The organism is Photorhabdus laumondii subsp. laumondii, from assembly GCF_003343245.1.
Taxonomy (GTDB): Bacteria; Pseudomonadota; Gammaproteobacteria; order Enterobacterales; family Enterobacteriaceae; genus Photorhabdus; species Photorhabdus laumondii.
In genome coordinates this window covers 2,196,370-2,221,261 of sequence record NZ_CP024901.1, presented here as the reverse complement: position 1 = coordinate 2,221,261, position 24,892 = coordinate 2,196,370, and the positions used below count along the sequence as shown (strand labels likewise).

Below are 24,892 nucleotides of genomic sequence, written 5' to 3'. Positions count from 1 at the left end.
TGTAGTAACAAATTTATGAAGTTACATAAAGCTAATATTCGGTTATTGCCATTGCAAGACTGTATTCAATATCTGCCATCTGAATTTGGCGTAATGTTTCCTGTTTAGGCCGGTAAGGTAACAGATATTCCTGACACTGTGGAAAAGCAAGACATTGCGGTATCGGGCAAGGAGTTGTGGTTTTTTCATTAATTATGCTGACACTATCAATAATATCCGGCCAATACCGCTGCATCTTTATTCCCCCGACGATTGCAGTCGGAGCCAACGGAAATAATAGTGATATATTTGTATAATTATCATAAACATATGCATTTTCCCACTGATGTGTATCTTCAAGTTGATATTCATTAAGTTTTCGGCTTTGTGCATGAGTTAATAAATTCAATAACCAAGGGTGTACACCAGGTTGCTGTCTGGCAAGTGTCTGCATCAATAAGATCAATATATCCAGTGGGAGATAAAGGGTTCTGGCGGCAAGAGAAAACCCCGATAACTGTTCCTGAAATGCCTGCAAAATAATATATGAGAGAGCCAGATTATCGGCATATTGCGCTAATTGTATGCCATGCCCAAGAACAGAGGGATAATACTGTTTATCTAATAATAAAGGAGGTTGACTGGAAATAATATAATGTTTTTTCTTTTTATTACGACTGAATATAGATTGTTTTATTAATACTCCTTCCTCATTGAGATACCACCAAGAATAAGGACGCCAGCCAAGATCACTAAAATTTGTGTGAGTCAGCACAACCCGGAGATGAAAAATTTCATGGTCTTCCTTCTGTTTGTCAGTAACGAATTTACTGACACCAGCCCGTGGAAAAAAGATATTAGGACTGGCATGGGGTAAAGTGACAAATATTTTTTTTGCACAGAGAAAACGTTTCAATGTTACCTCATTCCAACCTAATAAAGACCATATTTGATGTGATAATGTATCCGGCATGGTTGGAAAAAGCAGAGATTTTTTATTATTTATCTGTGAAATAACTAACTAACGATAAATTATATTATTCATGTTTTTTTATTCCTTTATAAGGTAAATCTCGCTGAGATAAATACCATTGCAAAGAAAATAATAATAAGATACCAACCACCAAGTAATAAGTAGTTTTCAGGGAAAAGAGTGATAATAATGCCCCAGCACCTAATGAAAACGTTATCTTAGACAATGAAGCAATGGATGTTCTTAGCATAATAAATTTGCCGACATCCTGTTTTTCAGGCACCTGGTTACATTTCACCTGAATACATATAATGTGACAGGTGGTAAACAGTATTACACAAAATAACAATGCAGCTACCAGATATTTATTCTCTGCTCCAGCCATTAATACAATTATGATTGCACTGATTAATAGCGCATGATTAAGAATAAATTTTTCTCCGACTATTTTTCGCGACAGAAGTAACCCAGAGATAAACCCCGCTATCATACAGCTAATATTGAGTGACGCGTAAAAATTCGCCCCCGATTCAGTAAGAATATCCGCCAGTGGTGGTAAAGAGGTATTAATAAATTGCAATGCACCACTGGCAGGAATCGAAAATAATAATACTTTTCTTAATTCCTGTCGGTTAAATACATGAACGAGATACGCCTTATCCAGTAGTTGTTTCTGTTTTTTATCGGTATGAACTGTTGTTGGTATCACTGATAAAGTAAAAGAAGTAAAAAAGCCGGTTGCTATTGTACTGGCGGCATAAAAAAAACCAGCAATAAATAAGCCTGAATTACCAGCATCCAATGTGAGAAATACTCCTCCCAATGCAGCACCCGATGTTTGCGAAATCTGAATATTTGCTGCCGAAATTTGCAACATTTTACTGCCATCCTCCGGCGTAAAATTATCCCGGACAATACGGTTAACCGACGTTTTATTGAACATCTTCACTAGAGATAAAATGCTTTGTACAGTTACAACTGCCAACATGAGTAGTGTAGGTTGTGTTGATGAAAATAAAAAAAACAGTGGCAGGCAGAGTGCTGACAGAGTGAGGATGCCATTACTGACAGTGAGTTGCCGGACAGGGTTTTTAGTATCAGCAAATGAAAGAAGAAAAAACCCCATAATTGCGGACGGAAGATACCCTGCTATTATCGTGAGACTGACAGCTAATGGACTATGTGTGATTTGGAAAACCAACCAGAGAATAATCACACTTTGCATCCCCTCAGCTAAGGCAGAAAAAGCCGTATAAGTTTGGAACCCTATAAATTTTTTCCGCAATAACTGTTGATTCTTCATTGTACTTCTCTCTTAACATGCGTTGATGGGGAAGAGTCTGACAATTGATTAATCAAATTATGAAATTCAGCCAGACTTTGACATGAGGCGAATGCCAAATAGCGAAAGTCGTGAGCACCAGTACGTGTCATTTTATGGCGTGTTTTTTCTAATTCCGATACAGCAACAACATTTGGTAAACGTAATAAATCTGATGCTCTGAGCCTCTCGGGATAAACACCAATAACCCCAGAATAACCGTGATAATCCTGTGATGGTATATTATTAATTGGGCGCAGTAACTGGCTGTTAACAAAAGCCTGCCATAAATTTACTCCAGTAAAACGCAGTAGTGACTCAGCAACGCCAACTCCTGGTGGCCGTAGGCCAATTTCACCAAAAATTAATCGTTCACCCCGTCTGTAAACTTCCATATGAAAAACACCTTGTTTTAACGCTAATTTGGTAATGGCTCGTTGAGCCATAGAATAGGCTATTGAAAACATTGGATGGGATGAAGGTAGGTGAATACTTGCCCTTGTTTGACCTCTGGCACTGAGGATAGGAAGGCTGTAACAAGAAAGGCAGGCTACAGCGATCTCAGACAAATTGACGATACCGTCAAGATGGAATTCTTCTTCTATATCTATTTCTTCCTCAATCAACATTAATGTATCCAGATGAGTAAGTTTTTGATACAGCTGATCGACGGTTAGACGTTCAACATTCTGGCATGAAGAACTAGACAGCGGCTTAATAATAAAATGGGTGGCTGCTCCTTGGGTACATTGTGCAAAATTGTTGTAGAAATGACCGGAAAGCCAACACCTTGGGGCAGGTAATTCATCTTCAAGACATTTACGCATACGCCATTTATTGGTTACACATAACGCCTGTTCATAATTTAAGCCTGGCAATCCATAGCGACTACGGAGAAATCCAGCAAATGCCATGTTACTCTCTGAACTTGCAACCACATAATGAAAAGGCGTCTGATTCATTATGTTATCTATTTTTGCCAGCGTTTTCTCCTGTGAAGCAAAGTACACCTGCGGTTCAGAAACACGAATATAATCAATATTCTGATGTTGATTAATCGATTGTTCTAACATTATTTTGTGAGTATCCAGAATAAGGGCTCGTTCAGACATTATCATTCCCCCGTAAACGCAATAAGTTTATTGACATTTTCTACTAATGTGTAGTGATCCTTATGCGTGATAATCGCGTAGCCAGCACGACCATAAATACCTTGAGATTGCATCTGTGTATCTTCTGTCCAATCCAGTTCAACCAAATCAAAATTCTGGTAAAAAGACTGTTTTGTCAGTGAAACACCGTCAAAAGCACGTAATAGCACAACAGCAAAAAGCTGAGAAGGATATTCAAGCAGGTGGTGTTCATAAGGTAGCCCCAAAGAAAGTGTGGCATGAGCACTATATAGATCGACACCATAGCTCAGTTTTATCATTTCAGGTACCCAGGCACCAGCAGGTCTTAAAGCACATTCACTAAAAAATACCCCTTCCCCATTTTTAAAAAATTCAAGATGGAATACCCCATTAACGGCATCTAAACGTTCCAAAATACGTGGACAAAACTGATCAATTTGTTGGTAAATATCTGGAAAATCTCGACGTGATAGTATTTGTAAAGCCAGTGTTTTTCCTTCATTACATTGCATCACCGGGGTGGCATATTGGCTGATAGAGAACCAATGTAATTTACCTTCAGACCAAATCCCATCAACACAAAATTCATCAGCAGTGATCTTATTTTCCGCAACGTAGGCCACATTACTTAGATTTTTTTCATACTGTTGGAAATAAGTTTCATACTCTGATTCTGAGTTGATAGCAGTAGTAGCAAAAGAACCCATGCCATTAGCTGGTTTTATGATGAAAGGGGTACCTAACTCAACAACCAATTGTGAATAATCGTCATCACGGGTTACATACCGGCAATAAGCATGAGGGACAAGGTGTGCCAGCTTCTGTTTTTGTAAAAATTTATCCCGAAAATATAAAGTATTACGATAATCTTTAGGGCCAGGTAATTGCAACATATCGCGTAATACCGCCGCCGTAAATACACCGTCTTCGTTGCCTGTAACAATACCTATAACTGTATGTAAGGAAAAGTTTAATACACACCGAAGAACTTCTTGTGCATCTTCTAGATTTTTAACTATATAGTACCTCGTGCCATTAAGGGCAGGCTTAACTCTTTTCACTATATGAATAATCTGATATCCCTGATGGGCTAGAGCTGTCGCAATACCTTCACGATATCCTAATACAATAACCGTGTTGTTCATTCATTTTCTCCTGATCGCCAGATATAGAGATCGTGTTCGTTGGTATTAAAAGGGCCTAAATATTCAAATCCTCGTTGAGTAAAGAAATGAATATTCATCGCCAGTGAACGACGTAATGCAATAATAATAGGTAATTGCGCCTGCTGGACTGCTTCTTGGCAAATGATATTGAGTAATTTGCTGGCAATTCCCCGGCACCTGAATGCCGGTAATACAGATAAATAACTGAATGTTAAATTATCGTCCTCTTGCTCAATTAATACAGCCGCAACAACCTGATTATCATATTTAGCAATTCTCCAATAAATTAACTTCTCCATAATACTGACAGGCGTTTCATTCAGTGCTGTCGGCATAAAATCAGCCACAAATGGCAGATAAACGTCTTGCAAGAGTACCAATATTCCCTTGATATCTTCCTCAGTTGGTATAGAGAAGCTGATTGCTATTTCTGACATTATTCATTTCCAGAATTAACCTGCTTAACAACCATAAACAGTTGGCTTTCATATAAAATTGCCAAATTCCCCTCAAATTGATATTTATCCACCAGCATTTTTAATCTTTCGATAAATAACTCACCGTAGGCAGCTAAAGCACGTTGCACTTGAGTCGATGAACGACTCATCCCGATAAATGCTTCGCCGGGAATAAGCATACTCCAGCGGGTATTAAGTGTAATATGAAGGGCATTTTCATGCAGGAATGCCGTATTCAATTCCAGCGCATAATCAAAATCCCGATAGTGACGGCTATAGTTAGGGCTTAATTCTTCCAGCAGATTTTCATACTCATTCAGAAATTCACTATGCCGGTAATCTCGGTTATTTTGCAGGATCGCTATGATGCCATTATCTGCCAGACTGTTTCTGACCAGATTTAATACCGTTGCCCGATCCATCCATTGAAAAGATTGTGCTGCTATGATCAGGTCAGGATTACCCACATTGGCGAGATGCTGTTCAGCACTGCCATGTAACCAACTGACCCATGGCAGTTTCTGTTTACCGATGTCGATCATATCCTGCGAGATATCAATGGCAGTGTAGTGGTGTTGCTGACCAAGCAGATTTGCTAGTCCTTCGAGAGCAATACCAGTTCCGGCACCAATATCGACAACAGACAGTGCCTTGTCTTTAGGCAGCCAGTGGCAAATTTCACGGAAAAGTGCTTGCGGGTAACGAGGGCGGTAGCGATCATAACCTTTAGCCAAACCATCAAATTTCTCTTTATGCTGTGTCATATTATCCTCTGCTCCTTCTCTTTGGGTGATGGGTTTTTGGGCAATTGATTAAAAATGTAATTGAGTCGTCCACCTGCGTGGACAACCGCCAACATTTGTTCGGATGGTGGATAAAAATCCGCTAATGACGTTTCAGCGATAAAACGGCCTTCGTTAATTAAGCATTCAACAGCTAATCCTTCACGAAAACCTTTAATGTCGGCTTCAATCGCTAACAAGCCAAGATTCCATGAGTTGCGGAAAAAAATCCGCCCGAAAGCGGGAGCAACAACCATAGGTATACCTACTGCTAATAAAGTGCTCACCGCCTGTTCCCTTGAACTACCAATACCAAAAATACCATTACAGACAATGATATCTCCGAGTTGAAGTGTGGAGACAAACTCAGGAAACCGGTTTTCAAACAGATGAGGAGCCAGTTGAGTTGGCTCGGTGTACATGTGTTTATAACGTGCAGGAATAATATCGTCGGTAGAAATATCTCCCGTAATCATCCTGACGCGTTGATTTTTGATGGGATTCCTTTTTGCAAAATCGTTTTTTTGATCAATCATGCCATTCAAGCTCCGTAATCAGCGGCACCCTGCCATGTAATGCCACATTTGCTGCAACTAAAGGCGATGAGAGATAAATTTCCGCTTCAGCATTGCCCATACGCCCTTGAAAATTCCGGTTCATCGTTGAAAGAACCCTTTCCCCTTTGGCGGGAATGGTACCTTGTGTGCCAACACAAGCCCCACACCCAGGAGGAGTCACCAGAGCACCCGCAGAAACAATTTTTTCAATATAGCCACGTCGCATAGCTTCCAGATATACACGTTTTGAACCAGGCGTAACGATACAATGAACATCCTGATGTACGCGGTGCTTATCAAGGATTGCCGCTACTTCCGCAATGTCTTCTAATCGGCTGTTGGTACAACTGCCGATAAAGACATAATCTATCTTCTGCCCTGACAGCGTTTCCAGCGGTACCGACTGAGCAGGGGAATGTGGCAGGGAGATATGAGGCGTCAGTTCTGACAGCAAAAATGTCAGATGATGATCAACGACCTCTGGATTGATAGGCCGCATATTGGCTGGCCTACCGGGCCCATCCGGCATAAAGACGCATTTGGCACCAAGTTCGACACCCATACTGGCGAAACTGGCAGCAGAATCTAAGGAAAGTGTCTGGCTCCATTCTCCACATAGCTCCACTGAACGATATAAAAAGGGGGATTGCCCGAAATGTCGCAATAAAGCGAGCATCACATCTTTAGTCCGTGTAGCCGGATGGGGTTGACCGGAAATACTTAAACTGACTGTTTCTGGTACTTTCAGCCAAGTCTGCCCAGTCAGCATTGCTGCCAATACATCTGAAGCTCCCATGCCTAAGGCCAGTGACTGTACGGCACCCCCTGTACAAGTATGAGAATCAGCTCCAATTACAATGTTACCAGGTTGAAACCACTGCTCTTCCAAGGCAATTAAATGGCTGATACCTTCACCTCTAGCGAAAATATTGACACCAATCGATTTGGCAAATTCCATTGCTTCATTAACACGTTCAGCCATTAACCTATCAGGCACAATCACTGAATGGTCGAAGAAAAAACCAATTTTTTCCGGGCGCAGAACCCGTTTCAGATTATGCTGGCGAAAGAGTTTAGCGATAGTCGGTGAATTCCCATCCTGAACATAAATTCTATCGACATCAACAGTGATCAGCTCCTTAGCCATAACCCGGGGTTTCTGGCTGTGTTCAGCAATAATCTGATTAACGATAGGCTGTTCATGAATCATCATTCTGATGTTCCTTCTGCCTGCTGATAGAGTTCATGTAATACATGTGTTGGGATCCCGCCGGGATATTCTCCGGCAGCTTTTCGTACCAGCGCCAGACAATATTCCAATGCCTGTGGATCTGTCTTTATGCTATCTTCTTCTAACATATTTTGTAAGATAGCCCGACCGGAATGCTTGCCGACAACCAGACGACGCTGACCGCCAACCTGCTCAGGCTCAAAAGGTTCAAATGTTTTGCTATCTTTCAGCATTCCATTGACATGAATACCGGATTCATGGGCAAAAACATTGTCACCAACAATAGGTTGCCAAGGAGAAATTGTATATTTACTGGCCTGAGCGACTTTCTGAGAGAGGCGGGTAAGTTGTCGAGTATCAACACCGGTATCTATCTGATGGAAATGTTGCAGAGCCATTACCATCTGGGCTAAATCTGGCATCCCGGCTCATTCCCCCATCGCATTAACGCAGACATGGAAATAACGAGCCCCTGCTTCAAGACCCGCCAGCGTATTGGCTACAGCCAGCCCGAAGTCATTATGGCAGTGACACTGCAAATCAATGGCTGATGCCTGACGAACAGCAGAAACCCGCTGTGCATATTGCTGGCTATTCAGAATGCCTATCGTGTCTGAAAGACGTAGACGGTCGGCACCGGCCTGCTCGACGGTAGCCGCATATTCTTGCAAGAAACTGATTTCTGTCCGGCCAACATCTTCGGCACTGATTGAGACAAAAGCACCTTTATCTTTAGCAAATTTGATCATATCGCTGGCGGTCATTAATAACCAATATCTGTCTTTGCTCACACTGTGTTTAAGGTGAATATTGGAAGTCGGAAGGCCGATATGTATCGCCTTAAATCCCAGAGAGAAAGTATATTTAATATCTTCCAGTACCCCCCGATTCCAGCCGATAATATTCACTTCATTCTTGCGTTCCAGCATCTCTTCTAATGCCAGAACTTCATCCCCTTTCATGGCGGGTATCCCGGCTTCTATCCACTTAACACCGGCGTCTACCAACGAATTAAAAATACTCACTTTTGTTTCTTTTGAAAATGCAACACCAGGAGCCTGCTCACCATCGCGTAACGTTGTATCTTCCAGAATAATATTTTGTTGAATAGTCATAGCGTCAAAACCTTATTTTTTATTAATGAGTATTATTTAAACGTGAAATTTACTGGGCGGTTTGGGAATATTCAGCTTCTCCCTTAATGTCCCTGATTTATAACCCATTTTGAACACTCCTCGTTTTTGTAATTCAGGTACAACATGAGTCACAAACTCCTCCAGACATCCGGGCATATAAGGAGGCATAAGATTAAATCCGTCACAGGCTTTTTCCTGTAGCCACTGCACCATTTGTTCAGCAACTTGTTGGTAAGAGCCAATACAAATTAAATGGCCTCTGGCAATAATGATTTTTTCGTATAACTGTTTAATCGTTAAAGACTCTGATCTGGCCATTTTTTCAATAATCGCCCGACGGCTTTGATTCCCATTAGAAACAGGAAGATCTGGCAGAGGTTGATTAATATCGTAGCCTGATAAATCAATACCACCGAGCAAATCAGATAACATGCTGAGACCAAATTCAGGGTGAATAAGCGCCTGCAAGTCGTTAAATTTCTTTTTGGCACTCTCTTCATCAGAGCCAATAAAAAAGCACAGCCCCGGCATAATTAAAATATTGTTATAGTGCCTTTCATATTGACTGAGTCGGGATTTTAAATCGCTGTAAAATGCTTTTGCTAAATTCATATCAGGTTGTGCAGTGAAAACTAATTCAGCCGTTCTAGCTGCCAATTCTTTTCCTGGTTCTGAAGAACCAGCCTGTACAATAATGGGGTGCCCCTGAGGAGGATGGGAAATATTCAATGGCCCTTTTACGGAGAAATATTGTCCCTGAAAATTTAATTCATGGCATTTTGATGGATCATAAAAAATACCACTCTGCTTATCACGTGGCAGAGCATCATCATCCCAGCTATCCCATAATCCAGTCACAATGTCCCAGGATTCAGCCGCCTGATGGTATCGTTCATCATGCTCAGGATGTTGAGCAAAGCCGAAGTTTTTCGCTGCATGAGATTTAGACGAGGTCACCAGATTCCAGCCAGCGCGCCCACGGCTAATATGATCCAACGAAGCAAATTCACGGGCAATATTAAATGGATGTTTATAGGTGGTGGATGCGGTAGCAACCAAACCGATATGTTCAGTCACCATTGCCAATGCTGATAAAAGAGTCATGGGTTCGAATATGACTACCCGGCTACCATAACCCCGCTGATCATCCTGAAAAACCGAAGGTGTATCAGAAAGAAAAATTAAATCGAATAAACCTTTTTCCGCTATACGAGCCATATTCAGATAATGCCCGATATCTTGTGCAGCTTGCGGATTAACATCAGGGTGACGCCATGCAGCCGGGTGATGCCCAGTACCATAAGTAAGATAAGCACCAAGCACGAGTTGTTTCTGATCACTTTCCATTATACTATACCTGTCATCTTTCAAATTGCCTCTTTTCTGGCAGCCTTCGCCGTTTTTATAAACACACGATTATCTATGCTCCCGAGAATTCGCTCTTTTGCCACCACGATGCAACTCGAAATCCATAGGTTATATATATGAGAATATATTTTCTTGATAGAAAAATATTAAAACTCAAGCATCAAGATGCATAAGGAATAAGATTGATGACTTTTTTTATACTTATGCAATCTTTCTCTACTTCTGCGGAACGTCCATACTTTAATATTTCGTGAGATACATGTTCCATTGCTTTATAAGCCGCTCTGAGCATATGGTTGGCATAAATAATAATATTAAAACCTGCTTCGCTCAGATCATGATGATAAGTTGCTGAATAAGTCGTTGGTACACATATCAGTGGTAATTTTGGATATTTCTTTCTGAATGACTGACTAAAATCAATAACTTCATCAGACGTATTCTGGCAGCTATGGATCATAATGCCATTAGCACCTGCTTTAACATAGGCATTGGCTCTCTCCAATGCATCTTCCATTCCGTAACCAGCAATTAAACTTTCCAGTCGTGCAAAAATCATTAATCGGCTCTTTTGTTGTGCAGCTTTACCTTTAGCTATTTTGTTACTGAATTCTTTAATATCAGCCAATTCTTGTTTAACACTGGTGCCAAACAGGGAATTCCTTTTATTGCCCGTTTTATCTTCAATAATGACTGCATCAATACCTACCTGCTCCATTTTTCTGACATAATGGACAAAATGCTCAACCCGTCCACCTGTGTCAGCATCCATAATAACCGGCATTTTAGTGAGTAATTTTATCTCATGAATATTTTGTAAACGACTATTAATATCCAATGTTTCGTTATCAGGAATACCTTTAACAGCTGAGTCAGTTAAAGCCGACATTCCGCACCGCATTCGTAATTTGTTGTTTTAATTAAGAATTAATAAATGAATAAATTTTATACAAACGATTTTAAATCAGTACATTACAGATATAGCTGCGGAATGACAGTTAAAGAACTTGACCAGATACCATCAAATTTATGGGTACAGCCATTATCATCTGTATAATTTGTATTTTTGATAATGAGTGCCGAAAGCGGGTTATGTGCTTCAATAAAAGTAAGCGATTTCTTCTCTTTGAGTAACTTCTTCAACATAAAACAACCTCAGTTTAAAAGCCAATCAGATCAAGATGCTATTTCAAATAGTTCAATGAGTATTACTGCCAACACTGCTTGATTATAACTCTATCTAAATGAAATTTAGGTGCCCATGCTCTCGCCCTGAGGACTTATACAATGAATTGAAAAATGAAAAAACAATAGTTAAATTTATGTAAAATACCTACTTTTAGTTAACCATAAATTAACATATAAATGCGATTTATCCGTGATAATCATCACAAAATAAAACAGGAGTTCAGATAATATTAACCTGGAGGTGATCTACATCGTTACAAACCCAGAGTTTATGCGGTTTTCAGCCACATAAACACAAATATAAACTGCCGCCAGTTTAAATAAGTGTAACGCTTGTGAGAAAAAGATGAGAGGTTACTCCAATGCTTGTACAATCGGAAACGTCCACCATATAGATTAAGAAATATTGTAAGCTGCCAATGTTATGAATAGAGGTGAAGCTATTCTCATAATCAAACAAAAATTTGCCCCGCTTAATCCAATCGATAATAACTATTACTCGTGCTCCATTGCCTGAAAGGATTATCCATCAGGTGGCGAACGAAAACTCGGGAGAACAAAATTGTGGTACATCTGCGCACTTTTGGAAGCAGATATCGTTGGACACATCACCCACCGTCTGACGATGAAAGTTATCCGGTTTCTTTATGTAGTGATATGATGGACGCTCCCTTTTTCAGTTGCTGATCGTGTCATCTTTGACTTGATACTGAATATATTGCATTTCGGGAGGTTCTTATGAACACAACCAAAGTGGTGGGCATTGATCTCGCTAAAAATGTTTTCCAGGTCTGTGTCTGGTTAACGGATAACTCCGTCGCCTGGAACAAAAAAGTCTCACGGCAAAAATTGCTGGATACACTCTGGGCGTTTCCTCCCGATACACTTATTGCGATGGAGGGCCTGTCAGAGTGCTCATTACTGGGGAAGAACGCTACAAGCCATGGGCTATGAAATCAGGCTTATCCCGACGCAGCATGTCAAGGCACTCTGTAAAAATCAGAAAAATGATGCCAATGATGCGCTGGCTATCTGTGAAACCGCCTGTCGTCCCGGTATCCACTTTGTGCTGGTCAAAACCCTTGAACAACAGGATATCAAAGCACTATGCAGTGCCCGACAACTTAAGGTGGAACAACGTACCGCACTGGTTAATCAAATCCGGGCGTTGCCCGCCGAGCAAGGGATCGTTATCCCTGCGAGCATCCAGCAACTCCGGCAGGCTTTACCTGATATTTTGGAAGAGGGAAACCATTCATTATCCTTTGTCCTCCGCCGTCTGCTCCATTCGCTACAGGAAGATATGCGGCGATTTGATGCCCGTATTCACGAAATAGATAAAGAAATTCAGACGGTATCAAACCAGCAATCAAGTTACTCCCACTTACTAACCATTCCCGGTGTGGTGCCATTGATTGCCGCGGCTTTTATCAGTGAAGTTAATGCAGAACAATTCTCGCATGGCCGACAGCTCTCGGCCTAGTGTGGTCTGGTTCCACGCCAATACAGTTCTGGGGGGAAAAGCCGCCTGTCAGGCATGACCAAACAGGGTAACCGTCACCTGCGAACGTTAATCATTCATGGTGCCCGTGCGGTGATGCGCTGTTGTCAAAAACGCGATGATGGCTTAGGTGAGGGTGACCATCTCATTAACTACCGGCTTTAGCCGGTCAGCTTTAGCTGCGATACTGTGTTGTACCGGAGGTGCAACATGGATTACAGATATGGCAGCCACACGGTATTTCAGATTGAATACCATTTTGTGTGGGTAACGAAATACAGATACAAAGTGCTGACAGGAGAAGTGGCAAGTCGAGTGCGAGAATTAATCCGTCAGACATTCAGCTCCTTTGAAATCAGAATATTAAAGGGAGTTGTGAGTCAAGATCACGTGCATATACTCGTCAGCAGTCCCCCAACATTAGCGCCAAATGAAATCATGAGAAGGCTGAAGGGAAGAACGGCCAGTAAGCTGTTTGAAGAATTTTCGCATTTGAAAAAGCGGTACTGGGGCCAACATTTTTGGGGGCGAGGCTATTTTTGTGCAACGGTGGGGCAGTTAACGGAGGAAATGATCAAAAGCTATTTAGAACATCATTTTGAACCCAATCCGAATGATAATTTCAGGATGGATAATTGACGCGTCGTTTAGCCGACGCGTATCCGGACTTTCAGTCCATTAATCACTAACCCACCTACTTTAGTAGGTGGTTGTTTATTCAGAAACCTAAGCTATCCAGTAGATCATCAACCTGAGCCTGATTAGCAATAACACCCACGCCATTTTGATTCACCTGCGGACCATTTAGCAAACTGTCAGCTTCTTTCTTGGTTTTTATCACCTGATCAGCCGGCATGTTTTCCATTAATACCATCACCAACTGTTTTTCTATTTCCTGAATAACATCCATCATCCGCTTGATAACCTGACCGGTAAGATCCTGAAAGTCTTGCGCCATCATGATCTCCAGCAATTGAGCGTTAGTGAAAGCAGTATGTTCAGGTACCGTATTGAGGTAATTCCGGGTATCTATAACCAACGAGCGAGCCACAGGCATCTCAACTGGGTTTTCAAACCACTCATCCCAACGCTTTTTCAGTGATATTGCCGATGACTCTAACTCATTCTGACGAGGTTGCGCCGCTTCAACGCAATTAAGCGCCCTTTCCGCCGCCTGCGCTGTCATCTGCACAACATAGTCCAAACGTTCCCTTGCATCAGGTATTGCCTCAGCCGCCTGAGCAATAGTTTTATCCAATCCCAACTCACGTAAACTATCACGCAACATGCGCGTAAGCTGGCCGATACGGCTGATAATTTCACTGGCGCTAATGGTCTCATCCCTTGGCATGACTGGATTTACACTCATTATGTCTCCTTAGAGGCCCAGTTTTTCAAATATTTTGTTGAGCTTTTCTTCCAGAGTAGCTGCGGTAAAAGGTTTAACGACATAACCACTGGCCCCGGCTTGCGCAGCAGCAATGATATTTTCTTTCTTCGCTTCTGCGGTCACCATCAAAACCGGTATCTTGGCCAATTGGGCATCTTCACGAATGATTTTTAGTAACTCTAAACCATCCATATTGGGCATATTCCAATCAGAGATAATAAAATCAAATTGAGATGCACGAATCTTAGCCAAAGCTTCTGCCCCATCCTGAGCTTCTTCTACATTATTAAAGCCTAATTCTTTTAAAAGGTTACGAACAATGCGACGCATGGTTGAAAAATCATCAACCACCAAAAATCTCAGATCCTTATTCGCCATAAAAACTCCTTGAAATTAGTTACCAGTCAGCACAGAGCCGCTTAAAAAATATTAAATTTATACCCGTTATCTTTCAAATTGCCTCTTTGTTGGCTGCACTCGCTCACCCCGGTCACATAGTTTGCTATGCTCCCGGGGATTCACTCCCTTGCCGTCGCGATGCATCTTGAAATCTTTAGTGTATACCCGTTATCTTTCAAGTTGCCTCTTTGTTGGCTGCACTCGCTCACCCCAGTCACATAGTTTGCTATGCTCCCGGGGATTCACTCCCTTGCCGTCGCGATGCATCTTGAAATCTTTAGTGTATATCCGACAGCCGTTAAATACGGACAGCTTGCCCCGAGCTTATTTTTGCCAGCATTCTCTTGCTCATTTTGAGTATATCCATGACCTCGTCCACCGCCCCCATTTGTATTGCCGCTCTTGGCATACCAAATACCACACAACTTGCTTCATCCTGAGCCAACGTGTACGCTCCCGCTTGCTTCATCTCCAGTAAACCCGCTGCGCCATCACTGCCCATGCCGGTTAGTAACACTCCAACAGCATTCTTCCCGGCAAATTTAGCCACTGATCGAAACAACACATCTACAGATGGACGATGACGATTAACAGCCGGTGCATCGGTGATCAGAACCTGATAATCAGCACCATTGCGACATAGTTCCATATGGCGATCACCCGGAGCAATGTAAGCATGCCCCGGCAAAATCCGTTCACCATTTTCAGCCTCTTTCACGGTAATTTGGCTAAGTTTATTCAGTCGTTCAGCAAAAGAACGGGTAAAACCAGGTGGCATATGTTGAGTAATAAGGAGTGCCGGGCTAGTGACAGGTAACGGTTGCAATAAATTCTTTATTGCTTCCGTTCCTCCAGTAGAAGCGCCTACTGCTATCAGTTTTTCACTGGATAACAAAGGCTTAAAACTTAAAGGAGCAGAACTTACCGGTGTGATTATTGGCACAGATAATTTAGCCTGTGCTGCTGTCCGTATTTTCTCCGCAATAAGTTCACTGTAAGCCAGCATGCCTTCACGAATACCCAATTGAGGTTTGGTTATAAAATCAACAGCACCAAGTTCCAATGCCCTTAATGTGATTTCAGAGCCTTTGGCTGTCAGAGAAGAGATCATAACCACCGGCATTGGCCGTAAGCGCATTAATTTTTCCAGAAAATCAATACCATCCATGCGTGGCATTTCAACATCCAGTGTGAGCACTTGTGGATTATGCTTTTTAATGAGATCACGTGCTACCAGTGGATCTGGCGCACAAGCCACTACCTCCATATCCGAGTGACTATTGATGATCTCTCGCATGATTTGACGCATAAGCGCTGAATCATCGACACAAAGAACAGTTATTTTATTCATGACCTCTCCTTGCCCGGCCTACACCGTAAACGGTCTGTCCTAGCAAGTAGAATTCCCGGCTTATTTGAGTGACATTTTCAGAATGCCCTGCAAAGAGCAATCCATCAGGTTTTAACAAAGCAACAAAATGGCGCAGTATCCGTTCCTGCGTCTTTTTATCAAAATAAATCATAACATTACGGCAAAAGATGGCATCAAACTTCTCTTCAAACGGCCAATTGGGATCTAACAGGTTTAGATGCTGGAATGTCACCATGTCAGCAAGTTGCGGCCGGACACGAGCATAACCCTCATAAGATCCAATCCCTTTAAAAAAGTAACGTTTTCTCTGTTGATCGGTCAGGTGACGCAATTCATCCAGTCGATAAACCCCTTTGCGTGCTTTTTCCAATACATGGGTATCAATATCACTGGCAATAATTTTTGCCCGGTGAAAACGCTCCCCTAAGACATCACTTAGTGTCATTGCAATCGAATAGGACTCTTCTCCTGTCGATGCTGCTGCACTCCATACCCGGTACGATCCATTCTTCTTACTTGCATGTTTAGCTAACAGAGGAAAATGATGCGCTTCCCTGAAAAACGCCGTCAGGTTAGTTGTCAATGCATTGATAAATTCCTGCCACTCCTCACTATTCAGATCATTTTCAAGAATGAACAGGTATTGCCCAAAATCACGTATTTCGAGGGTACGCAAACGCCGAATTAAACGGTTGTAAACCATCTCCCGTTTATGTGCAGCTAGCACAATACCCGCACGTTGATATATGAGCTGGCAGATGCGCTCAAAATGCGCATCTGACATGGTATAACGCTGAATCATGTGATGCAGTGGCGAAGATGGCAAACTTGTCACTGAAGCAATTAAATTTGATTTCATCTGGCCTCAGTGAGTCTGATTGACTGCCCCTTCGCTATCCGCAGACCTCAGCGTCAGTGAAAGTTCATTTTCAAGCTTATTTTCTGAATTATTGGGTAACTCAAATTGTGCCACTATTTGCACCAAAATATCGGCCTGATCTTCAAGTGCCGCCGCCGCCGCCGCTGACTGTTCAACCAATGCCGCATTCTGCTGAGTAACCTGATCCATCTGTGTAACCGCTTGTGCTACTTGATGAATTCCCCGACTTTGTTCATCAGATGCCGCAGCAATTTCAGCCATCAGATCCGTGACTTGGTTTACAGAAACGACCAATTCATTCATGGTCTTCCCTGCATGACTAACCAACTCGGAACCTTGGCTTACCCGCTGAACAGATTCACTAATTAATGTCTTAATCTCTTTCGCTGCTTCGGCACTTCGCTGAGCAAGATCCCTCACTTCACCAGCAACAACGGAGAAACCTCGGCCTTGTTCACCTGCCCGTGCAGCTTCTACTGCCGCATTCAGTGCCAAAATGTTGGTCTGAAATGCAATACCATCAATGACGCTGATAATGGCACTGATTTTCTGTGAGCTATTGGCAATTGCATCCATTGTTTCCACAACATCAACGGTCAGTTCGCCTCCTTTAGAGGCTGTTTTCGATGCAGATACCGCCAATTCACTGGCCTGGCGAGCATTTTCCGCATTCTGACGCACAGTTGCAGTCAGTTGTTCCATACTGGCTGCCGTTTCTTCCAGTGATGCAGCTTGCTCTTCAGTGCGGGAAGAGAGATCGGTATTACCCTGAGTAATTTCCTGAATACCGTTATACATCAAGTTAGTATTCTCTTTTACCAACGTAATGGAATTAACCAGTGAACGTTGCATTTCACGTAATTTGAGGAACACTTCACCAATTTCATCTTGAGTGAAAACAGAAACTTCTTTATTGAGTTTTCCTTCCGCAACATTCTGGAAGTGACTACGCATATTGGCAAAAGGTCTGAGAAGATTCTTTTTCAACCACCAATGAGCCGCCCAAGCAACAACCAGTACCATTAAGATCGCACCTACAAACATGGCAACTGAAATTTGGTAATAAAGACGACCATCTTGAACGGCGGTTGTAATCACCTCACCGATATATTGCATATAATGATTGAAATCAGATTCAAGTTGCTGCTGATACTTTTCTGTCGGCTGATCTAAGAATGCATCATAATTACCACTTTCTAAAAAAGCCGAGAGTTCTCTAAGCGCGTTGATATATTCCTTATAACTGGTTTCTACCGAGGCCAGCAATACACTACTACCATCCTCGTCATTCAATTTAGGCAGCGCAATAAACTCAGCAAAATGCATCTCAGCCCTATCTAAGGTTTCCTTAACATTAGCAACCATACTGCCAATATGATCCTCAGATTGTTGTAACGTTTTCCCTACAGCGATTCGATTAAGTGTATTACGCGATTGCAGCAGAGCTGCCCAGCTCAACCCTAAGGTATCCCTCTTCTGTGTTCCCAGATCAATCTGCTCAATATAAGATTGATCTGCGTGAATGATTCCAAGTGATAAACCACTTGAGATTATCTGCATTACACAAAACATCATCAGTAACAGATATAAACTGGTTGATATACGAAGCCTGCCTAACATGTAATCACCTCTGTTAACGGCTGCATGTGCAGCCGTAGTTATCGCTTAGTGTTTTAAAATGTTTCCCAATTAGCTTGTTCTTCCACATTGTTGGCTTTCTTCAACACCAGTGGATTCGATTTTGCAGGAGGAGTCTTAGCCACAGGCAAATGCTCAATTTTCATTTCGGATTGAGATTTATCGTCAAGATTCGGTAATTGGAACAAAGAAACTAGTTTCTTCAATCCAGCAGCTTGATCTTCCAGTGCAGCCGCCGCAGCCGCGGATTGCTCAACTAAAGCAGCATTTTGTTGTGTTACACGATCCATTTCGGAGATAGCCAGGCCAACCTGAGTTATCCCTCTACTTTGTTCATCAGATGCAGATGCAATTTCACCCATAATGTCAGTGACACGGGTGACTGAACTAACAATGTTATTCATTGTTTCACCGGCGCTCTCAACCAAGACAGAACCGGTATCTGCGCGGCTTACTGAATCTTCTATTAATGCTTTGATCTCTTTTGCTGCCTCAGCACTACGCTGTGCAAGGTTACGTACTTCTCCTGCCACAACAGCAAAACCTCGCCCATGTTCACCAGCACGTGCTGCTTCCACTGCGGCATTCAGTGCCAAAATGTTAGTCTGGAACGCAATAGCATCAATAACACTAGTAATATCGGAAATCTTCTGAGAACTACCGGCAATTTCACGCATTGTCTGTACAACATTCGCCACGACTTTCCCACCCTGGCGTGCAACTTCAGAAGCACTATCAGCTAAGTTACTTGCCTGACGAGCATTTTCCGCATTTTGGCGTACAGTTGCTGTCAATTGCTCCATACTGGCGGCGGTTTCTTCCAAAGAAGCAACCTGTTCCTCAGTGCGAGAAGAAAGATCATTATTTCCAGCAGCAATTTCACTGGTTCCGTTATAAATACTTTCACTGCTTTGACGAACACTACTGACAGTAGTGATAAATTCTTTTTGCATATGCTTCAGGCCAACAGCCAACGTACTCATCTCATTTCTGCCTGAAACAGTTACATTTTGTGTCAAATCACCGGTAGAAAGTGCCTTAATATTCTCCAATAATTTGTTTAACGGATTCAGCAAACTATGCTTAATGCTAACCCAACTAAAAATCATGGCTGAAACCAGAATCAGCATGATAATACCCAACATAATCACCGCATTTCTGTAAGAGATACTGGCATCAAATACCACATCAGAATAGAGATGATCGTTTTGGGTCAAATAGAAGTTATATTCTTCCTCAAAAGCGCTCTGATATTTGCCCGTTGGTTGGTTGAAAAACTCTACCGCCCGATCATGTTCAAGCAGAACAATAAGTTCATGAAGCGCTGAAATATAAACATCATAGGCTTTTTTAAGGCGATTAAGACTTTCTGATTCATGAATAGGCAATTTAGCGGTCTGTTCGTATTGTTCAAAACGCTGCTCTGCGATAGAGAGGTTACTTCTGGCATCTGTCAGTAACTGCTCCAGTGTGTAGTAATTATCGACTCCCTCATCTTTTTTCATCATGTAACGAATGCCCGCACGGTTCAAGTTGTTACGGGCCTGTAACAAATTAACCCAAGTGTCATTCAAAAATGTCTGCTGTTCCCGCATTTTATCCAGTATTTCTAGATTTTCCTTGTTACTTTTCAACTCATGGAAGAAAAGTCCTCCGGATATAAATTGCAGAGCACCAAATAATATGATGACCGCCATCAGTCCGGTCACTATTTTCATTCGGTTAAACATGTTTTCCCTTTTTACAATAGATCAGCATGGCTCTGTTATCGGCATCATCAAAGGAAACTTTACTGGTCGTATAAAAGAAATTTGAATATTTTTTCTGATGAAATTAACGAGGGATAGACAAAAAGTAGCTGCCATCTGTCGATGTCGATGTCGATGATGGCAGTGATATTTAATGATTAACTTTTGGCTACTGAATCTACCAGAGCCATCTCTTCACTGTTAAGCAGCTTCTCAATATCCACCAAAATCAGCATGCGATCATCAAGTGAACCCAATCCTGTTAGATATTCGGTAGATAATGTTACTGCAAATTCAGGTGCCGGACAGATTTGCTCAGCTTTGAGCGATAAAACATCCGAAACACCATCAACGACAATACCCACCACCCGGTTTAACAGATTCAAAACAATAACAACGGTATTATCATTATAGGTAACCGTTTCCTGAGCAAATTTAATTCTCAGGTCAATAATAGGCACAATAACGCCACGCAGATTGGTTATCCCTTTAATGAATGCTGGCGTATTTGCAATACGGGTAACCTGATCATAGCCCCGAATCTCCTGTACTTTCAGTATTTCGATACCATACTCTTCATCACCTAGGGTAAAAACTAAATATCCTTCCCCGGCAGTTTCTCCTGACAATTTATTAAACGCTTCTATGGCCGACATGATCTTACCTTTTACTATGAGATTGACGATTTTCCATGGGGATTCCTCCCCATTCAGTGCTTATTTTTTGCTAATAACTCAGCTTTGTTGAGTGCCAATTGGTCATGATTGAGTTGCTGCAAGGCAGAAATATCAATAATCAACGCCACACTGCCATCTCCCATAATTGTGGCAGCGGAGATCCCGGGTACCTTGCGATAGTTACTTTCGATATTTTTCACAACCACCTGATGCTGCCCAACTAATTGATCAACCAGCAAGGCATAACGACGACCCGCACTTTGTACAATCACAATAATCCCTTTCGTCGGATCTGTTTTTGCATCAGGAATATCAAAAACTCGATATAACTTAATGAGTGGCAAGTATTCTCCTCTGACATGCAATAATTTTTCATCTCCCGCCAAGGGATAAATATCTTCTTCCTGCGGTTGAAGAGAACTTACTACTGCACTCAACGGCAAAATAAACACTTCGTCATTCACTTTCACTGACATCCCATCAAGGATTGCCAGTGTCAGAGGTAACAAAATCCGCGTCACTGTCCCTTTACCTGCCTGGAAGTTAATCTGGATTTGCCCTCCCATTTCCTGAATATTTCGCTTAACCACGTCCATTCCTACACCGCGGCCAGATACATCTGTTACAACTTCAGCCGTGGAAAAACCCGGTGCGAAAATCAACATCGCAACCTCTTCGTTACTCATGTTTTCACTGACTGATAACCCTTGTGATATCGCTTTGGCCAGAATCTTTTCACGGTTCAACCCGGCACCATCATCCACAACTTCAATACAGATATTCCCGCCCTGATGTTCAGCAGAAAGTGTCAAGTTGCCCATTTCAGGTTTGCCCACAGCAAGCCGAGCTTCTGGCTCTTCAATACCATGATCCAGACTGTTACGGACTAGATGAGTTAGCGGATCAATAATGCGCTCGATTAAACTCTTATCCAATTCAGTGGAACTGCCAACCAAAGTTAGATCCACTTTTTTATTCAGCTTGCTAGCAAGATCCCTGACTAAACGCGGGTAACGGCTGAACACATATTCCATTGGCATCATACGGATAGACATCACAGATTCTTGCAAATCTCTGGAATTTCTCTGTAACTGAACCATGCAATTTAGCAAATCGCCATGCAAAGTCGGCTCAAGAGCGTTACAGTGCTGAGCCAACATAGATTGGGTAATAACCAATTCACCAACCAGGTTTATCAGTTGATCAACCTTCTCAACCGCAACCCGAATACTGGAAGATTCTGCCCGTTGACGTGGCGATCCCGCCGGTGGTATCGGCGCAGGACGCCCGGCAGGCGGTGTGGAACCTTTTTCCGGTGCAGTTGTTTTAACGGCTTTAGCTGTATCTGTATCTTTATTTTTAACTTTGTCTTTGGGTTCAGCTACCGGCAAGAAAGTGATCTGTTCCGGTTCAATAACAAAACAGAGAACTGCCGTGATATCATCCTCTGTGGCTGATGTTACCAATGATGCTTCAACACTATCCCGAGTCTGTTCAGCATCATAAACCTCCCCCAGATTACTCAGCTCATCAAGCATCAGAGAAACTTCACGCTCTTTCAGACCAGAAAGATGAACCCGAACTCTACCTTGCTGATTTTCAGTCGCAACAGGCTCCGATTTTAATTCTGGCTCAGATTCAGGCACCTCTGGCATCACCGCATCTGTGGCAGACTCAACCCCGCCTTCATTCTCTCTCTGTACTTCCAATGCAAGCTGGCGCAAAGTCTCACAGATGTAGGTAAACGCACTTTCATCCGGCTCCTGAGAACTTTTATAGGCATCCAACTGTTGCTGCATAATATCTTTCGCTTCTAAAAACAGGTTGATAATATCAGTCGTCAGACTCATTTCATCTCGTCTGGCACTGTCCAGCAAATTTTCTAGAACATGTGTGGTTTGCTGTAGTTTGATAAAACCAAAAGTCGCAGCGCCACCTTTTATTGAGTGAGCACTACGAAAAATAGCATTCAATTGCTCCTGATCTGGCGCATCAGGATCGAGCTGCAATAGATGCTGCTCCATATCCTCCAGCAATTCGTCTGCTTCATCAAAAAAGGTCTGATAAAACGCGGTAATATCCATCGTTACTTTGTCACCTTGGTCGGTACACGATTAGGCTCAGCACTCTGCGACGCTGGTGCTGGCTGGGCCAATACTGTGATTTCATTGGACTGCTGTGTTGGCCTACTTTCAGCCGAATCCTTTCCAATCACCTCGTGAATTTCCTTACTATCATTAATAATCAAGGAGTCGCTGCCGGTGTTTTGCTGTTCAATCCGCTCTTCCGCTTGTTTATTGAGCACTAAGATACTGATACGACGGTTAACCGGTGCACTGGCATCTTCCTGTTTCAAACGAACCGTTGAAGCCATGCCAACTACCCGCAATATCTTTACTTCATCCAGCCCACCTATCAACAGCTCTCTCCTTGATGCATTCGCCCGATCTGCGGAGAGTTCCCAGTTACTGTAACCACGCTCACCATTAGCATATTTCAAGTCATCAGTATGACCGGATAGGCTAATTTTATTGGGAATATCGTTCAAGATGGGTGCAATAGCCCGCAAAATGTCACTCATGTAACTTTCAACTTTTGCACTGCCAACCATAAACATTGGCCGGTTTTCCCGGTCAATAATCTGGATACGTAACCCTTCATCCATCATGTCAATCAACAGATGTGGACGTAATGCTTTAAGGCGAGGATCCGTAATGATCAATTGATCAAGTTGCTCACGCAGCCTATTTAACTTGCGAGCCTCATCATTAGCTTCAACGACTTCAACCTGACGCAGAATATCGCCTTCCTGATGAAGCACATCTTCCCCTCCTCCTGGAATAGGATTCGAGCTATCACTGCTACGCTCCCCTTTATTAATTGCAACTTGTAACGGGGTACGGAAATATTCTGCAATTCGGGTCAATTCTTGTGGGCTGGAAATTGCCAACAGCCACATAACCAGAAAAAATGCCATCATGGCAGTCATAAAATCAGCATAAGCAATTTTCCATGAACCACCATGATGTTTGATGCCATTCCTTTTACGTCTTTTTACCCTAATGACTGAGACGTTACGCGTTTTCATACCTGTTCTTCAGTTTCTTGCTGAACAGGTGCTTTTACCCGGCGAACATGTTCTTCCAATTCAGTGAAAGAAGGGCGATCTGTGAGGTAGAGTGTTTTACGACCGAATTCAACCGCAATTTGTGGAGCATAACCATTCAGGCTGGACAATAATGTCACTTTAATGCATTGCATCATTTTAAGATGTTCACCGCTGCGCTGACGTAGCAATGTTGCCAATGGCGAGATAAAACCATATGCCAGCAAAATACCGAGGAATGTCCCAACCATTGCATGAGCAATCAGCACGCCAAGTTCTCCTGCCGGGCGATCTGCCGACCCCAAAGCATTAACAACCCCCATAACAGCAGCGACAATACCAAAAGCAGGAAGAGAATCTCCAACCATCATCAAGCTGGTTGCCGGAATCTCGCTCTCCTGCTCATAAGTTTCGATTTCTTCATCCATCAAAGCTTCAATTTCATGGGGATTCATATTGCCACTCACAATCAATCGCATGTAGTCAGTGATAAAATCCATCAAATGCTTATCCTTAAGCAAACGCGGATACTGGGTGAAAATATCACTCTGCTGAGGATGTTCGATATCTCGCTCTAATGCTAAGACACCATGCATGCGGGATTTTGCTAACAACCGAAAAAGCAACGCCATCAGATCCATATACATCACCTTGTTATATTTAGATCTACGCATGACCTTTGGCAAAACACGTAATGTTGCCTTAATCGCTTTTCCGTTGTTACCAACAATGAAAGCACCGATACCAGCACCAGTGATAATTAAAAATTCAGCGGGTTGATAAAGTGCGCCTAAATGACCACCTACAATCAGGTAACCACCGATTACCGCACCAAAAACTACGATATATCCTAAAAGTACTAACACGCGATATCCTTTAGCTAAGCTGG

At 42.4% G+C, this 24,892-nt stretch carries 27 protein-coding genes; 4 read left to right on the top strand and 23 right to left on the bottom strand.

All coding sequences use genetic code 11. The annotated features are described in order from the left end of the window. Positions 1–31 precede the first annotated feature (31 nt). From PluTT01m_RS09680 to PluTT01m_RS26880, 13 genes are all read right to left on the bottom strand, one after another. Positions 32–895: a hypothetical protein gene (locus PluTT01m_RS09680; protein WP_041380807.1), complete on the bottom strand. Its 864-nt coding sequence runs from the start codon at positions 893–895 to the stop codon at positions 32–34. Between the two features lie 121 nt (positions 896–1,016). Next, on the bottom strand, positions 1,017–2,255 hold the full coding sequence (locus PluTT01m_RS09675) for an MFS transporter (protein WP_011146140.1): 1,239 nt from the start codon (positions 2,253–2,255) through the stop codon (positions 1,017–1,019). Next, positions 2,252–3,385, bottom strand: coding sequence for an ATP-grasp domain-containing protein (locus PluTT01m_RS09670; RefSeq protein WP_041380039.1), 1,134 nt, complete (start codon positions 3,383–3,385; stop codon positions 2,252–2,254). The genes PluTT01m_RS09675 and PluTT01m_RS09670 overlap by 4 nt, the downstream gene beginning before the upstream one ends. Positions 3,386–3,387: 2 nt before the next feature. Next, entirely contained in the window at positions 3,388–4,551 is a 1,164-nt protein-coding gene (locus PluTT01m_RS09665) for an ATP-grasp domain-containing protein (protein WP_011146138.1), read from the bottom strand. Continuing rightward, entirely contained in the window at positions 4,548–5,009 is a 462-nt protein-coding gene (locus PluTT01m_RS09660) for a GNAT family N-acetyltransferase (RefSeq protein WP_011146137.1), read from the bottom strand. The genes PluTT01m_RS09665 and PluTT01m_RS09660 overlap by 4 nt, the downstream gene beginning before the upstream one ends. Further along, the gene (locus PluTT01m_RS09655) at positions 5,009–5,794 is read right to left on the bottom strand and encodes a class I SAM-dependent methyltransferase (protein WP_011146136.1); all 786 of its coding nucleotides are present in this window, start codon (positions 5,792–5,794) and stop codon (positions 5,009–5,011) included. The genes PluTT01m_RS09660 and PluTT01m_RS09655 overlap by 1 nt, the downstream gene beginning before the upstream one ends. After that, positions 5,791–6,348 (bottom strand): LeuD/DmdB family oxidoreductase small subunit, encoded by a 558-nt coding sequence (locus tag PluTT01m_RS09650; RefSeq protein ID WP_011146135.1) that lies wholly within the window; start codon positions 6,346–6,348, stop codon positions 5,791–5,793. Before PluTT01m_RS09650 ends, PluTT01m_RS09655 begins: the two co-directional genes overlap by 4 nt. After that, complete coding sequence (locus PluTT01m_RS09645) at positions 6,341–7,582, bottom strand: 3-isopropylmalate dehydratase large subunit (RefSeq protein WP_011146134.1); 1,242 nt, start codon at positions 7,580–7,582, stop codon at positions 6,341–6,343. Before PluTT01m_RS09645 ends, PluTT01m_RS09650 begins: the two co-directional genes overlap by 8 nt. After that, positions 7,579–8,022, bottom strand: a complete 444-nt coding sequence (locus PluTT01m_RS27470; protein ID WP_232507912.1) for a homocitrate synthase/isopropylmalate synthase family protein — start codon at positions 8,020–8,022, stop codon at positions 7,579–7,581. The genes PluTT01m_RS09645 and PluTT01m_RS27470 overlap by 4 nt, the downstream gene beginning before the upstream one ends. A 6-nt stretch (positions 8,023–8,028) precedes the next feature. Further along, complete coding sequence (locus tag PluTT01m_RS27465) at positions 8,029–8,715, bottom strand: hydroxymethylglutaryl-CoA lyase-like TIM-barrel protein (protein ID WP_232507911.1); 687 nt, start codon at positions 8,713–8,715, stop codon at positions 8,029–8,031. 36 nt (positions 8,716–8,751) lie between these two features. After that, positions 8,752–10,083: an LLM class flavin-dependent oxidoreductase gene (locus tag PluTT01m_RS09635; RefSeq protein ID WP_011146133.1), complete on the bottom strand. Its 1,332-nt coding sequence runs from the start codon at positions 10,081–10,083 to the stop codon at positions 8,752–8,754. A gap of 181 nt (positions 10,084–10,264) precedes the next feature. Next, a complete protein-coding gene (aepX, locus tag PluTT01m_RS09630) occupies positions 10,265–10,993 on the bottom strand; it encodes a phosphoenolpyruvate mutase (protein WP_228956880.1) in 729 nt (242 codons plus the stop codon). An 83-nt stretch (positions 10,994–11,076) separates the two neighbouring features. Beyond that, positions 11,077–11,250, bottom strand: coding sequence for a hypothetical protein (locus PluTT01m_RS26880; protein ID WP_011146131.1), 174 nt, complete (start codon positions 11,248–11,250; stop codon positions 11,077–11,079). Between the two features lie 780 nt (positions 11,251–12,030). Here PluTT01m_RS26880 and PluTT01m_RS27255 point away from each other — a divergent pair. Genes PluTT01m_RS27255 through tnpA form a run of 4 tightly spaced genes read left to right on the top strand, consistent with a single transcriptional unit; the run spans position 12,031 to position 13,432 of the window. Beyond that, a complete protein-coding gene (locus PluTT01m_RS27255; protein ID WP_049789767.1) occupies positions 12,031–12,246 on the top strand; it encodes a hypothetical protein in 216 nt (71 codons plus the stop codon). Next, positions 12,236–12,775 (top strand): IS110 family RNA-guided transposase, encoded by a 540-nt coding sequence (locus PluTT01m_RS27250; protein WP_049789766.1) that lies wholly within the window; start codon positions 12,236–12,238, stop codon positions 12,773–12,775. The genes PluTT01m_RS27255 and PluTT01m_RS27250 overlap by 11 nt, the downstream gene beginning before the upstream one ends. A gap of 54 nt (positions 12,776–12,829) precedes the next feature. Then, positions 12,830–12,958 (top strand): IS110 family transposase, encoded by a 129-nt coding sequence (locus PluTT01m_RS27245; RefSeq protein ID WP_228956882.1) that lies wholly within the window; start codon positions 12,830–12,832, stop codon positions 12,956–12,958. 45 nt (positions 12,959–13,003) lie between these two features. After that, positions 13,004–13,432 (top strand): IS200/IS605 family transposase, encoded by a 429-nt coding sequence (tnpA, locus tag PluTT01m_RS09620; RefSeq protein ID WP_011146129.1) that lies wholly within the window; start codon positions 13,004–13,006, stop codon positions 13,430–13,432. 79 nt (positions 13,433–13,511) lie between these two features. Here the strand turns inward: tnpA and cheZ are convergent, their stop codons facing one another. From cheZ to motA, 10 genes are all read right to left on the bottom strand, one after another. Further along, complete coding sequence (gene cheZ, locus PluTT01m_RS09615) at positions 13,512–14,162, bottom strand: protein phosphatase CheZ (protein WP_011146128.1); 651 nt, start codon at positions 14,160–14,162, stop codon at positions 13,512–13,514. 9 nt (positions 14,163–14,171) lie between these two features. After that, positions 14,172–14,561 (bottom strand): chemotaxis response regulator CheY, encoded by a 390-nt coding sequence (gene cheY, locus PluTT01m_RS09610; protein WP_011146127.1) that lies wholly within the window; start codon positions 14,559–14,561, stop codon positions 14,172–14,174. A gap of 319 nt (positions 14,562–14,880) precedes the next feature. Next, positions 14,881–15,933, bottom strand: a complete 1,053-nt coding sequence (locus PluTT01m_RS09605; protein ID WP_011146126.1) for a protein-glutamate methylesterase/protein-glutamine glutaminase — start codon at positions 15,931–15,933, stop codon at positions 14,881–14,883. After that, positions 15,926–16,813, bottom strand: coding sequence for a protein-glutamate O-methyltransferase CheR (cheR, locus tag PluTT01m_RS09600; protein ID WP_011146125.1), 888 nt, complete (start codon positions 16,811–16,813; stop codon positions 15,926–15,928). The genes PluTT01m_RS09605 and cheR overlap by 8 nt, the downstream gene beginning before the upstream one ends. A 6-nt stretch (positions 16,814–16,819) precedes the next feature. After that, positions 16,820–18,454 (bottom strand): methyl-accepting chemotaxis protein, encoded by a 1,635-nt coding sequence (locus PluTT01m_RS09595; protein WP_011146124.1) that lies wholly within the window; start codon positions 18,452–18,454, stop codon positions 16,820–16,822. Between the two features lie 53 nt (positions 18,455–18,507). Further along, a complete protein-coding gene (locus tag PluTT01m_RS09590) occupies positions 18,508–20,202 on the bottom strand; it encodes a methyl-accepting chemotaxis protein (RefSeq protein WP_011146123.1) in 1,695 nt (564 codons plus the stop codon). Between the two features lie 176 nt (positions 20,203–20,378). After that, entirely contained in the window at positions 20,379–20,876 is a 498-nt protein-coding gene (gene cheW / locus PluTT01m_RS09585; RefSeq protein WP_011146122.1) for a chemotaxis protein CheW, read from the bottom strand. Positions 20,877–20,929: 53 nt separating this feature from the next. Then, positions 20,930–22,981: a chemotaxis protein CheA gene (gene cheA, locus PluTT01m_RS09580; RefSeq protein WP_011146121.1), complete on the bottom strand. Its 2,052-nt coding sequence runs from the start codon at positions 22,979–22,981 to the stop codon at positions 20,930–20,932. A gap of 2 nt (positions 22,982–22,983) precedes the next feature. Further along, complete coding sequence (gene motB / locus PluTT01m_RS09575; protein WP_011146120.1) at positions 22,984–23,985, bottom strand: flagellar motor protein MotB; 1,002 nt, start codon at positions 23,983–23,985, stop codon at positions 22,984–22,986. Next, a complete protein-coding gene (gene motA / locus PluTT01m_RS09570; protein ID WP_011146119.1) occupies positions 23,982–24,869 on the bottom strand; it encodes a flagellar motor stator protein MotA in 888 nt (295 codons plus the stop codon). The genes motB and motA overlap by 4 nt, the downstream gene beginning before the upstream one ends. Positions 24,870–24,892: the final 23 nt, after the last annotated feature.

Bases quoted from the DNA above. Each gene is read 5' to 3' on its own strand.
- PluTT01m_RS09675 (WP_011146140.1), bottom strand. From the start codon at position 2,255: ATGAAGAATCAACAGTTATTGCGGAAAAAATTTATAGGGTTCCAAACT.
- PluTT01m_RS09670 (WP_041380039.1), bottom strand. From the start codon at position 3,385: ATGTCTGAACGAGCCCTTATTCTGGATACTCACAAAATAATGTTAGAA.
- PluTT01m_RS09665 (WP_011146138.1), bottom strand. From the start codon at position 4,551: ATGAACAACACGGTTATTGTATTAGGATATCGTGAAGGTATTGCGACA.
- PluTT01m_RS09660 (WP_011146137.1), bottom strand. From the start codon at position 5,009: ATGTCAGAAATAGCAATCAGCTTCTCTATACCAACTGAGGAAGATATC.
- PluTT01m_RS09655 (WP_011146136.1), bottom strand. From the start codon at position 5,794: ATGACACAGCATAAAGAGAAATTTGATGGTTTGGCTAAAGGTTATGAT.
- PluTT01m_RS09650 (WP_011146135.1), bottom strand. From the start codon at position 6,348: ATGATTGATCAAAAAAACGATTTTGCAAAAAGGAATCCCATCAAAAAT.
- PluTT01m_RS09645 (WP_011146134.1), bottom strand. From the start codon at position 7,582: ATGATGATTCATGAACAGCCTATCGTTAATCAGATTATTGCTGAACAC.
- PluTT01m_RS27470 (WP_232507912.1), bottom strand. From the start codon at position 8,022: ATGCCAGATTTAGCCCAGATGGTAATGGCTCTGCAACATTTCCATCAG.
- PluTT01m_RS27465 (WP_232507911.1), bottom strand. From the start codon at position 8,715: ATGACTATTCAACAAAATATTATTCTGGAAGATACAACGTTACGCGAT.
- PluTT01m_RS09635 (WP_011146133.1), bottom strand. From the start codon at position 10,083: ATGGAAAGTGATCAGAAACAACTCGTGCTTGGTGCTTATCTTACTTAT.
- aepX (WP_228956880.1), bottom strand. From the start codon at position 10,993: ATGTCGGCTTTAACTGACTCAGCTGTTAAAGGTATTCCTGATAACGAA.
- PluTT01m_RS26880 (WP_011146131.1), bottom strand. From the start codon at position 11,250: ATGTTGAAGAAGTTACTCAAAGAGAAGAAATCGCTTACTTTTATTGAA.
- PluTT01m_RS27255 (WP_049789767.1), top strand. From the start codon at position 12,031: ATGAACACAACCAAAGTGGTGGGCATTGATCTCGCTAAAAATGTTTTC.
- PluTT01m_RS27250 (WP_049789766.1), top strand. From the start codon at position 12,236: ATGGGCTATGAAATCAGGCTTATCCCGACGCAGCATGTCAAGGCACTC.
- PluTT01m_RS27245 (WP_228956882.1), top strand. From the start codon at position 12,830: ATGACCAAACAGGGTAACCGTCACCTGCGAACGTTAATCATTCATGGT.
- tnpA (WP_011146129.1), top strand. From the start codon at position 13,004: ATGGATTACAGATATGGCAGCCACACGGTATTTCAGATTGAATACCAT.
- cheZ (WP_011146128.1), bottom strand. From the start codon at position 14,162: ATGAGTGTAAATCCAGTCATGCCAAGGGATGAGACCATTAGCGCCAGT.
- cheY (WP_011146127.1), bottom strand. From the start codon at position 14,561: ATGGCGAATAAGGATCTGAGATTTTTGGTGGTTGATGATTTTTCAACC.
- PluTT01m_RS09605 (WP_011146126.1), bottom strand. From the start codon at position 15,933: ATGAATAAAATAACTGTTCTTTGTGTCGATGATTCAGCGCTTATGCGT.
- cheR (WP_011146125.1), bottom strand. From the start codon at position 16,813: ATGAAATCAAATTTAATTGCTTCAGTGACAAGTTTGCCATCTTCGCCA.
- PluTT01m_RS09595 (WP_011146124.1), bottom strand. From the start codon at position 18,454: ATGTTAGGCAGGCTTCGTATATCAACCAGTTTATATCTGTTACTGATG.
- PluTT01m_RS09590 (WP_011146123.1), bottom strand. From the start codon at position 20,202: ATGTTTAACCGAATGAAAATAGTGACCGGACTGATGGCGGTCATCATA.
- cheW (WP_011146122.1), bottom strand. From the start codon at position 20,876: ATGTCGGCCATAGAAGCGTTTAATAAATTGTCAGGAGAAACTGCCGGG.
- cheA (WP_011146121.1), bottom strand. From the start codon at position 22,981: ATGGATATTACCGCGTTTTATCAGACCTTTTTTGATGAAGCAGACGAA.
- motB (WP_011146120.1), bottom strand. From the start codon at position 23,985: ATGAAAACGCGTAACGTCTCAGTCATTAGGGTAAAAAGACGTAAAAGG.